A 13,290-nucleotide genomic window follows, 5' to 3' on the forward strand; every position below is an offset into this window, starting at 1 on the left:
ATGGGGAATATGACTTTACTCAGGATATTGAAGAACAGGATATGTTGTTCGATATGGATAAAATATTAGCACTTAAAGTCGCTTAACTATCTCATTGCCAGTTTGGGCTGGATATGCGGTAAAACCCAAATACTCCTTTTCATCCCTTGTTCAATTTATTAAAAACTCATATCTTAATCAAATTATTAGGAAGTCATTAATAAACATATTTATTGAGAATGATATGGAAAAATTCAATAGTTATGCCCGACTCAGCACAAATGATCACAATTTGAACTTGCAAATTAATGCTTTGATTCAGGCTGGTAGGTAAATTTCTTACAACAGACTCAAATCAATCGCCAGGTTTGGCAAGCGGATTAAGGGCACTTTGGGCATCAGTCTGAATTATTTTTAATGCTGAAAGAGGAATGTAAAGCGGTTGCTGCTTACCATTTCCTAGTTCTTCAAAATAACGTTTTAAACCAAATTGTTCGAGCATATATTTTAACGGCAGGTATAGGCTGGATTTATCTTTAGTTTTTAATAAATTAAAATACAATATTGTTTGTTCAGCTATAAATTTTGTAAAAGCTTCATTGCATTGTAGGCACGTTTTCAATCGTTCATGGAAGCTGACCGGGATATGTTTGCGATAATGTACCGGATTGCTGTTAACTTCATTAAGAAGTTTTTCAATTAAATACTCTCCAGGAATATTATCTGCAAAGGGAGCGCGGCTATGTGTATTGGTTTTTAAAAACTGTATTTCAGTACTACTAAACATACTCGCCATAATCTCTAGCCAATATACTTGATTCTGGATAATCTTCATACAAAATAGTTTTTTAGCGAGTGCATCCTGAATATTATTTATAATAAAATTTATTGGTGAAAGAAAAGATCTGTGTATAGAGCTTAAATTAAATAAATCAATATTCAGCGCTTCTTGCATAATCTCTTCATCAAAATAGGAAAGTGAGTTTGCTACCAAATCCTCCGAAATATGCGAATCAGGCCAAATACGATGAAAATAATTATACAATTGGCTCCAAGACAGTTTCTTAGTAAGTTGTTTTTCAATATTTTCAATAATTTGAGGATGTGAAATAACTTCTTTTAGCTTTTTTAAAATTAACTCCCGTTGCTCTGTGGGTAGGGCTAAAATTGCAGAGAGATTTTTTTTAAATATGGTTATATAACGTTCAATGGAAATAGAGTTTTGGTTTTTCTTCCACCACTGTTTAAATTCCTTACTAAACTGCTTGTTTATCAAATCGACTTCAGCTTTAGTATAATATTTCGGTAGGGGAGGTAATTTAGGGATTACACCGCAAGCGATTAAGAATTTGCTAAAATCATTATTGTATTGCTCAAATTGAAAATTAAAATTAGGCATAGCTTACTTCATAAATAGCTTTATAATTAAGTATAGGTATATAAAATTGTAAGGTTTTCTATAATTGATAACAGGTTCTCATTTAACTTGCTAACTTCTTTGTCGGGTAAATTACCAGTAGACAAATTCTGCATCAACATTCCCTGTGTTTCTAATTTACGGCAAGCGTATTTGGCTTTTTCAGTTCAAGAAGTTGGAGTTATAGAAATAAAAGAATTCCGTGAAGTCTAGTTAATATATTTTTGCTAAAGAAGACGCTTCCACATGCTCGTGGTATCGTTTCACAGAGCGTGATTCGCCAAATAACCCGATGCGATAATAAGCGAATGCTTGTAGAATTGATTTAGCCCCTTTTTCTTTGTGATTTAAAAACTCTTCTAACGTTCCTGTGCTCTTGCTTTTTGCGTTATTTAGAGACTGTCGTAGTTCACTTACCTTGCGCACATTTTGTATTCCCACACAAAATAAACTAGCGCGTTCAATGGCGTTGATTGTATCTTGCATGATTATTGATAACTCTTCGATGGCTTTTGGATCATCCAGAGGTTCTTGAAGCTCAGGTGGAGTAGGGTGAGGCTGTTGTGGAATAGTTGCGCTCGTTTTTTCTTTGGAGAGAGCAAGCAATTCTTCAATTGAGATTGGGATGCCTGATATTGCTGTGGAAGTCATGTTATTCAGAATGGGCTCTGCGGTCATACTATAGAAAAAGCGATAAATAGACGGCCCTTCATCTTCTCTCCTTCCTATAACCCGAATGGTCTGTATTGGATTGAAACAACCACTATAGAATCTATCAGGGTTGGGCTTGTCGGCGGCGCTAAGGAGAAAATGGCAATTCCAGAGATCAAAGCGATAACGCTCTCCGCTTAGGACATTGAATAAATTATGTTTGTCAAAAAATTGCTCCAGCTCATCAATAACCCATATTATCGGAAGTTTTTGCAAAAGATAGACATGAGGATTTAAACCATATAAAGAGAGTGTCTCAATCTTTAGATCGGTGGGAGAAGTCAATCGTGATAGGGGGCAATAGATAACTAGAAATCGTCCTTCACGATAGTTATTCAAAGTGTCTAGTGCAAACTTTTGGAGGAAGTAACTTCGTTGCTGGGCTGGTAAATCGTTTAGTAAAGCAATAACGGTTGTCACCGATTTTTGTTTATATGTTTGGTGGATTAAGTTAGATAAAGGAACATGACCTTCATTTTCGCTAAAGTGTAAATCTTTCGAATTGTTGCTGCTCGTTTCCAAAGCGTTTGCTAAATACTCCCGCATTCGTCGAAATCCAGGAATCCAGGGGTGTTTTTGTACATTTTCTTCAGTAAAAAAATCAGACAAGGGGGGTGGTGATAAAACTAGTTTTAAACATAATTCTTCCTCAGAGTTCAAATACATCGAACCTAAAAAAGAATCGGTCCTCAACAATTTCTTAAATTCTTTAATAGTTAAATAATCAATCCCTTCCCAGAGTATATGTTGAAATTTAAACGTGCGATCTTCTTTTTTTAGTCGGGCTGTAACTGTTGCAAAAAAATCACCACTCTCATAGGTCAGTTTTAAGCAGTCTCCTTGCGTGAAAAAATCGCGCTTCCAGTAAACGGTGAGCATAGTGTTTCTACATTATAACTAGTTGTAATTAAGCATATCGGGTTTGCGTTATAATGTCTAAACACGGTTTTATAGCTTTGAATCAGCAAGGATACTAAGTAGTGGCATTTTAGCTAAATCGATGAATTGTTCCCTTTTGTCTATAAAAGGTTGTAAGATCAGAAAGCGGGCACTAGACTTAACCAGGAACGCGCATCAGCGATGCGCCTGGAATTAATTCAAGGAGGAAGACATGAGCATTTTTGGTAGCATCGTTTCCGCAATTTTTGGAACTGCAAAAGCAGCTACAGCAGTGGTCACCAGCGGCAATACGGCGGCAGCCCCCTCTACCCGAAAGCCGATGACAAGAGCCGAAGTCGAAGCGATGATCCAAAAGGTCGCCGATACTACTGGTCGTAAGGACTACAATTGGGAACAATCAATTGTCGATTTGATGAAGCTGCTGAATCTCGATTCAAGCCTTAGCGCTCGCAAGCAGCTTGCCCAGGAACTTGGCTACACTGGAGCCCTCAACGGTTCGGCTGAGATGAATGTCTGGCTTCACGAGCAGGTTATGATTAAGCTTGCCGAAAGCGGCGGTGTCGTGCCTGACAGCCTTAAATAAAAAAAATATGGAAAAGAACCAATGCGGTCCTCCGAGTGGCCGCATTTTGTATAAATTAAAGGGTAAATAATGTTATTGAATTCAATGCTTCTTTACATCCTTTCCTCACAACAGAGCCAGCTACTGCAAAAAGATTGTTTGTAAAATGATAGGAAATACTTCCCCATAAACTCCCATTATTTTTTCTTACCAGTTCTCCAGGATTAAAAGCCAAGTAGGTCGTTTGTAGTCTTGCTAATTTAGAATAGGCTGAACCCAGATAATGCTTGTGATTTTAAGTTCGACAAATGCCGCTAGCTAGTGCGTCCTCATTTGAAACAGATGGAGCAGGGGGGGTATGATGACTCCGCCAGAAGCGCTGGATGCTAATAGCCGCTTTATTTTCTACTTCTAATTGCTTTTTTCTATTTTTTATCATTAACTCCATCTTTGTGTCCAGGTACTCTTTGGCTTTGCCTAGAGTTTCAAGAGATACACGAGGGTCGTATATTTTAATATTTAACAAATTTAGTGGAGTTAGTTGAATATTATCCATAATATTGTCTTGAGCGCCGTGTTTTAATAGTAATACAGCAAAATCAAATTTTTCCTCCCATAAGGCTTTATGTAATAGTGTATGGCCAGTATCAGGCGCTTGTTCATTTTTGTCTGGAAAAAAATCCAGTAAATATTCAAAATCACAAATATTATTATCATCCATAGCTGTAGATAGAGATGAGTAAATATCCGCTCCATCAGTAATAACAGAGTATGTTACTTGTAAAAGCAAATCAAAATAGGAACCATTTATCAGTGCTATGCAATGAACATCAAATTCATATAGTCCATCTGTATTTGCAGTGCATGTTGGCGAAAAAGGTTGATAATCACCTTGTACCAATGAATTATTTTTGGTGTTGCAGAAATTAGGTATATTTATCGGAAAGCATTCATCTGAAGATACACCAATTGTTTTGGACAGGTGAACAAATAAATCAGCTAGCATAAAGCAGTTAGCTTTGATTCTTTCGTTTTCAGGTCGTTTGTAAATATCAACTGATTCAGCATTACCTTCGTATATCCATTTTTTTTCTTTAATAAACCTGGAAGTAACATCAAATAGCAAATCAACATCTGGGCGATTTGTTTTTGCGTGTCTTCTATAATTTCTCAATATCGCATCTTCAATCGTTACCATTATTGCCTATTTGATTATAGTTTAAAAAATACATTGTACTTTAAGACGAAAAATAATCAATGGAGCAAAAGCTTGAACAATAATGGTTAATCAGTTGGGTCTGGTACTGATAGAATTGAAAATAGAGGGGTTGGTTTATCATATAGAGACCCACTAAGTCTGATTATTTTGATAATCAGACTTAGTGTAAATTAGGGGTGGGTAAGCTCAACTCGCTAATGCAATATCTTATTCTTGTTTAATTATCTTAAAAACATCAAGGTTTGGTAGCATCCTTTTTCCAAAGCATGCATAGATCACTTCATCGCAAGGTTTTTTAGATACACAATCTATTCTGAAATTTCTTAAAATTGCCTCCTCAATAAACCCAGCACGTTTAGCAACATTGATACTCTTGATATTTTCCCTCTGTGCGCAGATTTGCACACGGACGGCTGAAAAATATTCAAAAGCAAATCGTGCAATAGCAATAATTGCTTCTGTAATAAAGCCATTACCTGCAAACTCAGTATTAATCCAATATCCTGTTTCAAACATTGGAACTTCAAAATTACTTTTTTCATTAAAGCCTGAAGCAGAAACAATTTCTCTAGTTGATTTTAACTCAATAATCATCGGAAGCTCTTTAGGTTGAGGTTCTTTCCAAGATTGTATGCCACGCCTTATAAAATCTTCCGTAGTTTCCATGCTCGGATCTGAAGCCCAAGGCATCCATCTGCTTATTTCGTTTAGAGATTGATTAATAGCTAGGTTGACAGATTTGGCATCCCCTAATTTTGGTGGTCTTATCAAAAGTCGTTCAGTTTCAATAATCACAATAAAACCCCTGATGTGTTGATTTATATCTATAAGGACATATTGTTCATTTTATGTCATTTGATTCGATCTTATTTGACAAACATTAAATCAAATGCCAGTTGGATTATATTGGTTTGCAACGATTTTATGATCCCTGAACTTATCGGCTTTCTTTCTGTAAAAAAATGATTGATGAGATTTTGAAAATACTGGCTCCTCCTGATCCGGACAGAAAGTTTCGGAGCTAGCGATTCGGGGTCCCGCCACGGCCTTTTTCTCAGGAGTTGAGGTAATTGGTATTTCTTTTTTCTCAGGAACTGAAGTAAAAAGTCTATCTAAATACAGATGATCATCTTCTACACAATTCTCAGGTCTGGCGGGTGCAATCTTTTCCAATAGCCTGGGTGTCTTTATACGTGGATAATTTCTTAGTAATTGTTTTAAACCTAGTGATCGCATTTCAAAAAAAACCTGATTTTCGATTTCCACCGATGAAATGCCCGTTTCATTTTTATTTTCTGGCTTTGGCTTGTTTCTGGTCAGCTCCTCAACCGCGCTCTTTTGTAAATTAATTCTTTTTAATAAACAATTTACCTCGTTGACTATGTCGTTAATCCTAGACAAATCTTCTTCAATCAAATGAAGATTTAAGTATAGTTTTCCTACCATTTTCAACAGTACTTCGGATGATTGTTCTTTACTAATAGCTCTCAGTAAATTATTTGCGGTATGAATATGTCTATTGGAAACGGTCGGTAAGAGTTTGAATTTAGTCTCGTCTATGGGTTCTAATCTGGAATAACTGCCGGTTTGAGTCTTGTCTGCTGCAACTATGGAGAGGCACCCGTCACTCTGTGATAATTGAGCAAATTTACTAATTGCATCGCGAATAGCTGTGCAAGTTGGTACTATCAAATTATCACTATGATCACCCAAGAAAAAATCCAACTCAAAACTAACTTTTCTATATAATTTCAATAATTTAGCGGGTGTTTTTTCTTGATTTATCTCTTCGAGCGTATTGTTTGCTTCATAAAGAAGGCGGTTAGAAAATGGGTTAATATAGAGATCGCAGGCTTTTTTTAATTGAGCGATAGCTTCATTCGACAATTTATTTCCTCTCCAGTTTTGGTTTGAGCTCATACCATATAATTAGATATATGAATCATTCTTACTTACATTACGACTACAATTATCTCTAATGGCAGCAAGCATTGGAATACATATTATGGATAAAAAGATTGCAGTAATTACCGGATGTTCAAAACTATCTGGTGTGGGTTATAACCTGGCTTGTGCACTGCTTGAGCGAGGATTCAAAGTAATTGCCACTGTAAGAAATATAGAAAGATCGGAATTGAACAAGTTAAACGTTCCCAATCCTGAAAACTTGGACATTCAGGTTTTAGATCTTTGCCAAAAGGACTCAGTTGATGCGTTTATCAAACGGATATTATCTCAGTATTCCTATATTGACATTCTGGTAAACAATGCAGCCAATGTGGCAATCGGTCCTGTGGAATCAGCCGCAGACGAGGATGTTTTAACGACCTATCAGACCAAAGTATTTGGTCCTTTGGCCTTAATTCGAGGATTTGTGCCAGTTATGCGCCAACGCCGAAGAGGATTATTGACTACGACCTCCTCCATCTTTACTTCGTCGCCCATCAGCATGCCTGGCGTGGGAGTCTATTTTTCAGCCCTGGCGGCTTTTGAACGGCTGCAGGAATCACTGGCCATCGAGCTGGCACCATGGAATATTAAGGTAATTAACTTCCAGGCAGGCCCTATTACTACTGAATTGACCCGATTTGAAGGGTCAAGAACCGATGTAATTAATGAGCATTATAAAAATTTTACACAACAGGCTTATCAGTGGTACGACCCCTCTTCTTTTCAAACAGGAACAGAGGTTGCACAAGTTTTTGCAGAGGTTATTGAAGCGAAGGAGCCGGATTTATGTTATCAAAGCAGCGCATTTGGGAAGAAATTTGTAGAGACCTATCGAAATGATGCCACTGGAAATCAGTCTTTTAATGCATTAGTTAAACATTTTGAAAATCTATATCACAAGGATGAAAGCGATTGGAAAATCCAAAGACCGACAAATGGCTAAGCCCCCTTCTGCTAGTATTGCCCGGTTCTTGATCTATACTAATAAAAGCCCGTATTGATGGTTATTATGTATGAATCTAACCGAAGAAGATGCACTAAAACTGCAGCGTCAGCTAGCGCAATTACTGGAAGATTTTATTGAACAGATGCGCAAAGCCAATAAAGATCTTAATAAAAATATGATGGGTTCATCTCCTTTTGAAGCAATAGCCCGAACTGAAAGCGCAAACGATGCAGCTTATCAGGGCTATCTTGCTGTCCAAAATCAGAACAATGCTAAAAGTGACGAGGCCTTTGATGCCTATAGAGACACCTGTGAGCGCAATAATGCTAATTCAGCAGCTGCCTTTGACAGTTACAGAGCAGGAGAAATGACCTATGAAGAAGCTGTGGCCATTAAAGAAAAAAATGATTTGGCTAATGACAAAGCCTATGATTTTGCATGCTCTCTTAAACACCAGAATGACAAAGCAAGTGATAAGGCGTATGAGGCCTATTTGAATGCTTTTGATGCCAATACCAAAACATGCGATCAATTTCTACAGAATCAGAACAACTGCTCGCTCTCTGATACAGTAAGCAGTAATTTAACAAACAATCTAGAACTCTCCCCAGAGAACACAGCCGATGCAGAAGAGCAGGAAGCTGCCGAATTAAATGAAGAAGAGGCTCCTGAAGAGAATGCTTCTTCCTCATTACGCTAGATATTTTAACATTCAATCTGATCTAACAAATCAATCTGATCGTTTAGATTTCTCATCATATTTTCCCAATATACTGGTGTATTGAACCAGGGAAAACTTAAAGGAAATGCCGGATCGCCCCATCGCTTTGCGAGCCATCCTGAGTAATGCAGCATGCGTAGTGTGCGTAGAACTTCGATTAAATGACGTTCTCGCAGATTAAAATCGTGAAATTCATAATACCCATTTAGAATTTTTTCAAGCTGTAACTCCATCTGTTTCGGCTCGCCTGAAAGTAACATCCAGATATCCTGTATGGCTGGCCCCATCAGGCAATCATCCAGATCTACGATATGAGGGCCGGAGTCTCTCCATAGTATATTAGCGGCATGACAATCGCCATGCAGTCTTATTTGATCGAGGTCGCCTACCCATTCAAATATTTGTGCTACTTTCTCTAATGCTGTTTCAACGGTTTTGCAAAAATTAGAAGTTAAATAGTCAGGGATAAAGCCTTGCTCAATGAGAAGACGATAAGGTTCAAAACCGTAAGTTTGTATATTCAGGGAGATACGGTGCTGGAAGGATCGGCTGGCACTGACACTATGCATACGCCCTATAAACCGTCCCATCCATTCTAATTGTTCATCATTATCTAACTCTAAAGCATGCCCGCCACGCCTTGGGAAAAGTGCGAATCTGAAATCCTGATGATGGTGTAAGGTTTGATCGTTTACAATTAATGGAGCAATAACGGGAATTTCCTGTTCCGCCAACTCCAGTGAAAACTGATGTTCTTCCAGGATTGCCTCTGAGCTCCAGCGATGAGGTCTGTAAAATTTGGCAATAAGAGGTTCAGCGTTCTCAATGCCTATTTGATAAACACGATTTTCATAGCTATTGAGTGCGTGCAAGCTCCCTGTGCAAAGAAAGCCGATACTCTCAATTGCATCCAGAATAGTATTCGGATTGAGTGTTGCGTAAGGGGTTAGATTACTTTGATTCAAAAGATTCTTGCCTATGCTTCGTTTAAGCCTAGTCTATAGATCTTTCTTAAAAAGTCATCTATAAAAAATGAAAACCCTGAACCTTTATAAGCATATCTGAGTTTAATCACTTTGTTGAGGATTTAAATCTTTAAAAACACAGTGCTCATTTTTGCAAAATACTGAAACCTGCAAACTGAAGGTTCCATCTCGAAAACGATGAGAGACATAACCTAAGAGCTGCTCTTTTTTAGTATCGCTCACTTTATACAGAGAGTAGCCAATACCAGCCTGATCACAGCCTTGTTTTTTTGCGATAACAAGCTCTGTGCTGTCACCAGGTTTAAGTACTTCCGGACCGCTCTGCATAATACATCCGGAATCAGGCCAGAATCTTGTTTTAACTAATGTATATTGCTGAGAGCCTTTATCACTTTGATTGATAAATTTGGAGCTATAAGTATCATCCGCCTGGCTTATAGAAGGCAAAGTAAAAAAGCACAAAAATGAGGCGAAAATCCCGGCTATTTTCAGCATATTAATTCCTTTTAAGAGCGCTTAGCTTAATTGTAGATGAAAAATTCAAAAAGAGCTGTTCAGATCTCATTGGCGTATTAATCGGAAATTCAGCGCCTGAGATCTAAGCTTTTCTGTGGAACGATAAGGATTTATATCCAGGCCGCCGCGCCTTGTATATCTCCCATACACGGTTAGTTTTTCCGGCTGACAGCGATTCATAATGTCCGCAAAGATGCGCTCAATACATTGCTCATGGAATTCGTTATGGTTTCTGAAGGAAACCAGGTATTTCAGCAATCCCTCACGGTCAATTTTCATACCGGTATAAGCAATTTGTACCGTAGCCCAGTCAGGTTGATTAGTTACCAGGCAATTGGATTTTAACAAGTCTGAGTAAAGTATTTCCTCTACTCGCTGATCCTCTGTATAAAGAAAATTAGGCTCAACGAGATAAACAGAGCAAGCCACATCAAGATCATCAAGGCATTCGCCAGCAGCGCTTGGTTCAATGTGATTGTAGCCTGATTCTGTTAAGCCAAGTATACGAACCTGCACATCCCCGCCAACACGTTGCGCCAAATCCTGTTTAACGATTTGTTTTACTGCTTCATTATCTTTAAACCGTGTATTGTTGAATGAATTGAAATACAGTTTTAATGATTTTGATTCAATGATATTTGGTGTTGCACAGTCATAGATAATTTCTGCGATGGCGACGACAGGCTTCCCCTTCTCATTGAGCCATGACACTTCATAATGATTCCAGCAATCAAAACCGTAAAAAGGCAGAGCCATTGGATCAATGCCAATTTCCTTGCGTTTGGGTGCACGAGCTATGGCGAATAAGCGCTCCGGATTATAGTGATCATCATATTCAGATGACTGCCCTAGCTCCGATTGCTGGGGGTTTTTATAGTTTTCCACTGATAATTCGTTCATGCGATTAATCTCTAAAAGGCAGAGGCAAGTTGAGTCATCTTCTGCGTTTATGAATTAGTGTTGTAAGCTGGTGATTGTACCAAGAAACAAAACACTGAACCATATTCATAATGGGCTCTTTAGTAATGGGAGCTCTGGATTATACGTTAATATTTCCTTAATCAAGTGCGGTTAATATAAAACCTGAATTTCGCATTATGAGCCAGATCCAATGTCGAAAATTGTCTTATTTATCCCTTTTTCTGCCACTGAAAATAACTTCTCACTTTATTTGCGAGCAATCAGCTGGCGCTATAATTATCAGCAAACTAAAAACAATGATAAAGATATCAGTATTGTTACTTACCGCCATTTCCATGAGACAGAGAATGATTATGAAGAGTATGTTGATGAATTTAAATTTAGCGAAAAAAACTGTCCCAAAGGTTCAACTGTTTATCTTTTTGCGGACGGCATAGGGCAGTCTCAATGGGTAAGCAATATTAATTCATTTTTTAAAAGATCTGGCGAAGATACGTTTGTCTTACCAGTTAATGCAGTGGCTGGGCGTCTAAAGGCATGTGGACTAACTGATCAGATGGCCAACGATCTTAAGGCACTGAAGTTATATATTTGTGAAAAAAATGACAGTAACCGAAATCTTGCAGCTCATTTTGCTCAATCATTAGGTAAGAGTTACGAAAATTTAAATTTGTTTTATTACACAGCGACACTTGCCGTGGCATTTCCCTACACGCATGAATACAATAACTTAAATAATCGTGCAGAATCTGGCTTAGGTGAGACCATAGAGGCAGGAAACCCCAAAAAGTTTCGCCATAAACTAGACCTGAATAGTATAAATTTTGAAAACCAGCCCGAGTTTAATGAATGTTCCAAGGCAATTTACTGTGCACCCAAACAACAGCCAAGAGTCGTCGATTTAGAGGATGACTGTGAAGTAGACGGTTTAGCGCTTGATAAATTAAATCTTTCAGAAGATACCTCAGTGGTTGTATCCGGTATCGTTGAAGAGCCAGATTCTCCGAAAGAAATGGCTCTTACAACAATAAAAGCAAGCGTCAACCGCTGGCAAGAAAATTTAAGTTTTTTCTCAGTGGAGGATCTTGAGCCCGAAACTGAGGAAGTTTTCCTTGGGTCGTCAGTCGTTTGCGATTAATAATATCCCTATTACTGGGGTATGCAGTTCTCAACAATCAATTGTTGCCGTACGACATCCCTATCCCTTCCATGATTTTCCTGGGCAGGAAATAGAGAAGTATAGTAAAGATAGGGATTGGCTCCTGAATATTGAAAATTTCTATCTCCATTGATATTTGGGCTGCCGGGGTCCAGCATGCCTGGATAAGCTTGCCCGAATACGTTGCCTGCATTTTGCCATTGGTCAAGCCAGGTAATTTGACGCAGAAAATATTCTTTAAACAAAGAACCGGTATTGGTTGCTGATGTCAGAATGCCCGTATCGGGATCAAGATTTGCGAGGGTATAGACAAATGCCTCGATGGATTGACCTGACTGAGAGTAATTGGTGTCCAGGCCGATAATGATAAATTTTTGGAGCACTGAATTATAAGTCCAGGAAAAGCGATAATAATTCGGTAATACGCTGTGGCACAAGTATTGTTCCGGGTTTGTCGGATCATATTCCGGAACAAGAGGAACCGTATAAGCTTTGCCGTCAAAACCAAGCCATCCTCGGGGATTCGCTAGATTGTCATTACGATAAATACAAACTCCCGCGGCAGGTGCGGAACTGTTAAAAGGCTGCAGATTCTGCTCAACTAAAATATAGAAATAGTCTCCCCATTGAATAATATTACTCTGCGCGAACATTCCCCCTTTACCACTGCTGTTAAAAGGATATGGGGCGACAATAAGCGGCATGTTATACCCTGGCTGCTGTGCATTGGTGTAAAATTGAAAACTGTTTCCACCGTCTGTGGAAGAGGCGCCAATCAGATTTCCATACACATCATCCACGTTGGATGGAATAATATGATATTCATTATGAACAAATGTGAAAATATTTTGCCCATCCAGGGTAAAAGGCGTAACCATCCAGATTTCATTGTTGTAGCTCGCGATTGGATATTCATTTAATGTGGTATTAAATCGACTTTCCAGCCAGGCAATGCACTGATTGTTTTCCTGATAGCGTACCAGATTGGAAATAATATCTTTGGCACCATCAGCCACCGGCACCCCTACTGATTTAAAATAGCCCTTTGAATTACTTGCAAACCACCAGACCGTCTGATCCGCTGCAATAAAAGGCCGTGCCGGGTTATCCGAGTAATCGCCATTAGGAATTGGACATCCGCTGCTATGATTAAATACGGTTTCCTCAGCAGGATTTTGTATTCGCATCGGCCCTGATACGGGATCGCAGGTTGGGATGGAAAATGAAAGAGTCGTTTTGGTAAACAGAAGTGCCAGCAGAGACAGTGATTTCCTTTTCAAAGTAATGATCCAAAAAAACCGCC

Annotated in this window: 13 protein-coding genes; 4 read left to right on the top strand and 9 right to left on the bottom strand. The window is 38.5% G+C overall.

The window, feature by feature from the left end; genetic code table 11:
• Nucleotides 1-334 precede the first annotated feature (334 nt).
• Both B1207_RS02040 and B1207_RS02045 read right to left on the bottom strand, forming a co-directional pair.
• Entirely contained in the window at nt 335-1,378 is a 1,044-nt protein-coding gene (locus B1207_RS02040) for a hypothetical protein (protein ID WP_112218343.1), read from the bottom strand.
• 231 nt (nt 1,379-1,609) lie between these two features.
• On the bottom strand, nt 1,610-2,986 hold the full coding sequence (locus B1207_RS02045; protein ID WP_112218344.1) for a hypothetical protein: 1,377 nt from the start codon (nt 2,984-2,986) through the stop codon (nt 1,610-1,612).
• A 232-nt stretch (nt 2,987-3,218) separates the two neighbouring features.
• Between B1207_RS02045 and B1207_RS02050 the strand changes: the two genes are divergently transcribed.
• Nucleotides 3,219-3,590 carry a DUF3597 domain-containing protein gene (locus B1207_RS02050; protein ID WP_112218345.1) on the top strand — a complete coding sequence of 124 codons (372 nt, stop codon included), beginning with the start codon at nt 3,219-3,221 and terminating at the stop codon, nt 3,588-3,590.
• A 274-nt stretch (nt 3,591-3,864) separates the two neighbouring features.
• Here B1207_RS02050 and B1207_RS02055 read toward each other — a convergent pair whose 3' ends face one another.
• From B1207_RS02055 to B1207_RS02065, 3 genes are all read right to left on the bottom strand, one after another.
• Nucleotides 3,865-4,767, bottom strand: coding sequence for an ankyrin repeat domain-containing protein (locus tag B1207_RS02055; protein WP_112218346.1), 903 nt, complete (start codon nt 4,765-4,767; stop codon nt 3,865-3,867).
• A 228-nt stretch (nt 4,768-4,995) separates the two neighbouring features.
• A complete protein-coding gene (locus tag B1207_RS02060; RefSeq protein WP_172458074.1) occupies nt 4,996-5,583 on the bottom strand; it encodes a GNAT family N-acetyltransferase in 588 nt (195 codons plus the stop codon).
• A gap of 90 nt (nt 5,584-5,673) precedes the next feature.
• Entirely contained in the window at nt 5,674-6,675 is a 1,002-nt protein-coding gene (locus B1207_RS02065) for a hypothetical protein (RefSeq protein WP_146739996.1), read from the bottom strand.
• A gap of 118 nt (nt 6,676-6,793) precedes the next feature.
• Between B1207_RS02065 and B1207_RS02070 the strand changes: the two genes are divergently transcribed.
• Together B1207_RS02070 and B1207_RS02075 are read left to right on the top strand one after the other, a co-directional pair.
• Complete coding sequence (locus tag B1207_RS02070) at nt 6,794-7,681, top strand: SDR family NAD(P)-dependent oxidoreductase (RefSeq protein WP_253255765.1); 888 nt, start codon at nt 6,794-6,796, stop codon at nt 7,679-7,681.
• A gap of 70 nt (nt 7,682-7,751) precedes the next feature.
• A complete protein-coding gene (locus B1207_RS02075) occupies nt 7,752-8,384 on the top strand; it encodes a hypothetical protein (protein WP_112218349.1) in 633 nt (210 codons plus the stop codon).
• A 5-nt stretch (nt 8,385-8,389) separates the two neighbouring features.
• On the opposite strand, the gene B1207_RS02080 is transcribed toward B1207_RS02075, so the two are convergent.
• From B1207_RS02080 to queF, 3 genes are all read right to left on the bottom strand, one after another.
• Nucleotides 8,390-9,370: a serine/threonine protein kinase gene (locus B1207_RS02080; protein ID WP_112218350.1), complete on the bottom strand. Its 981-nt coding sequence runs from the start codon at nt 9,368-9,370 to the stop codon at nt 8,390-8,392.
• Between the two features lie 102 nt (nt 9,371-9,472).
• On the bottom strand, nt 9,473-9,886 hold the full coding sequence (locus B1207_RS02085; protein ID WP_112218351.1) for a hypothetical protein: 414 nt from the start codon (nt 9,884-9,886) through the stop codon (nt 9,473-9,475).
• Between the two features lie 66 nt (nt 9,887-9,952).
• Nucleotides 9,953-10,807: an NADPH-dependent 7-cyano-7-deazaguanine reductase QueF gene (gene queF / locus B1207_RS02090; RefSeq protein ID WP_112218352.1), complete on the bottom strand. Its 855-nt coding sequence runs from the start codon at nt 10,805-10,807 to the stop codon at nt 9,953-9,955.
• A gap of 211 nt (nt 10,808-11,018) precedes the next feature.
• Between queF and B1207_RS02095 the strand changes: the two genes are divergently transcribed.
• Nucleotides 11,019-11,966 carry a hypothetical protein gene (locus B1207_RS02095; protein WP_112218353.1) on the top strand — a complete coding sequence of 316 codons (948 nt, stop codon included), beginning with the start codon at nt 11,019-11,021 and terminating at the stop codon, nt 11,964-11,966.
• A gap of 11 nt (nt 11,967-11,977) precedes the next feature.
• Here B1207_RS02095 and B1207_RS02100 read toward each other — a convergent pair whose 3' ends face one another.
• The gene (locus tag B1207_RS02100) at nt 11,978-13,267 is read right to left on the bottom strand and encodes a hypothetical protein (protein ID WP_112218354.1); all 1,290 of its coding nucleotides are present in this window, start codon (nt 13,265-13,267) and stop codon (nt 11,978-11,980) included.
• Nucleotides 13,268-13,290: the final 23 nt, after the last annotated feature.

The sequence above is a fragment of the Legionella quinlivanii genome, from assembly GCF_003265995.1.
Taxonomy (GTDB): Bacteria; Pseudomonadota; Gammaproteobacteria; order Legionellales; family Legionellaceae; genus Legionella_C; species Legionella_C quinlivanii_A.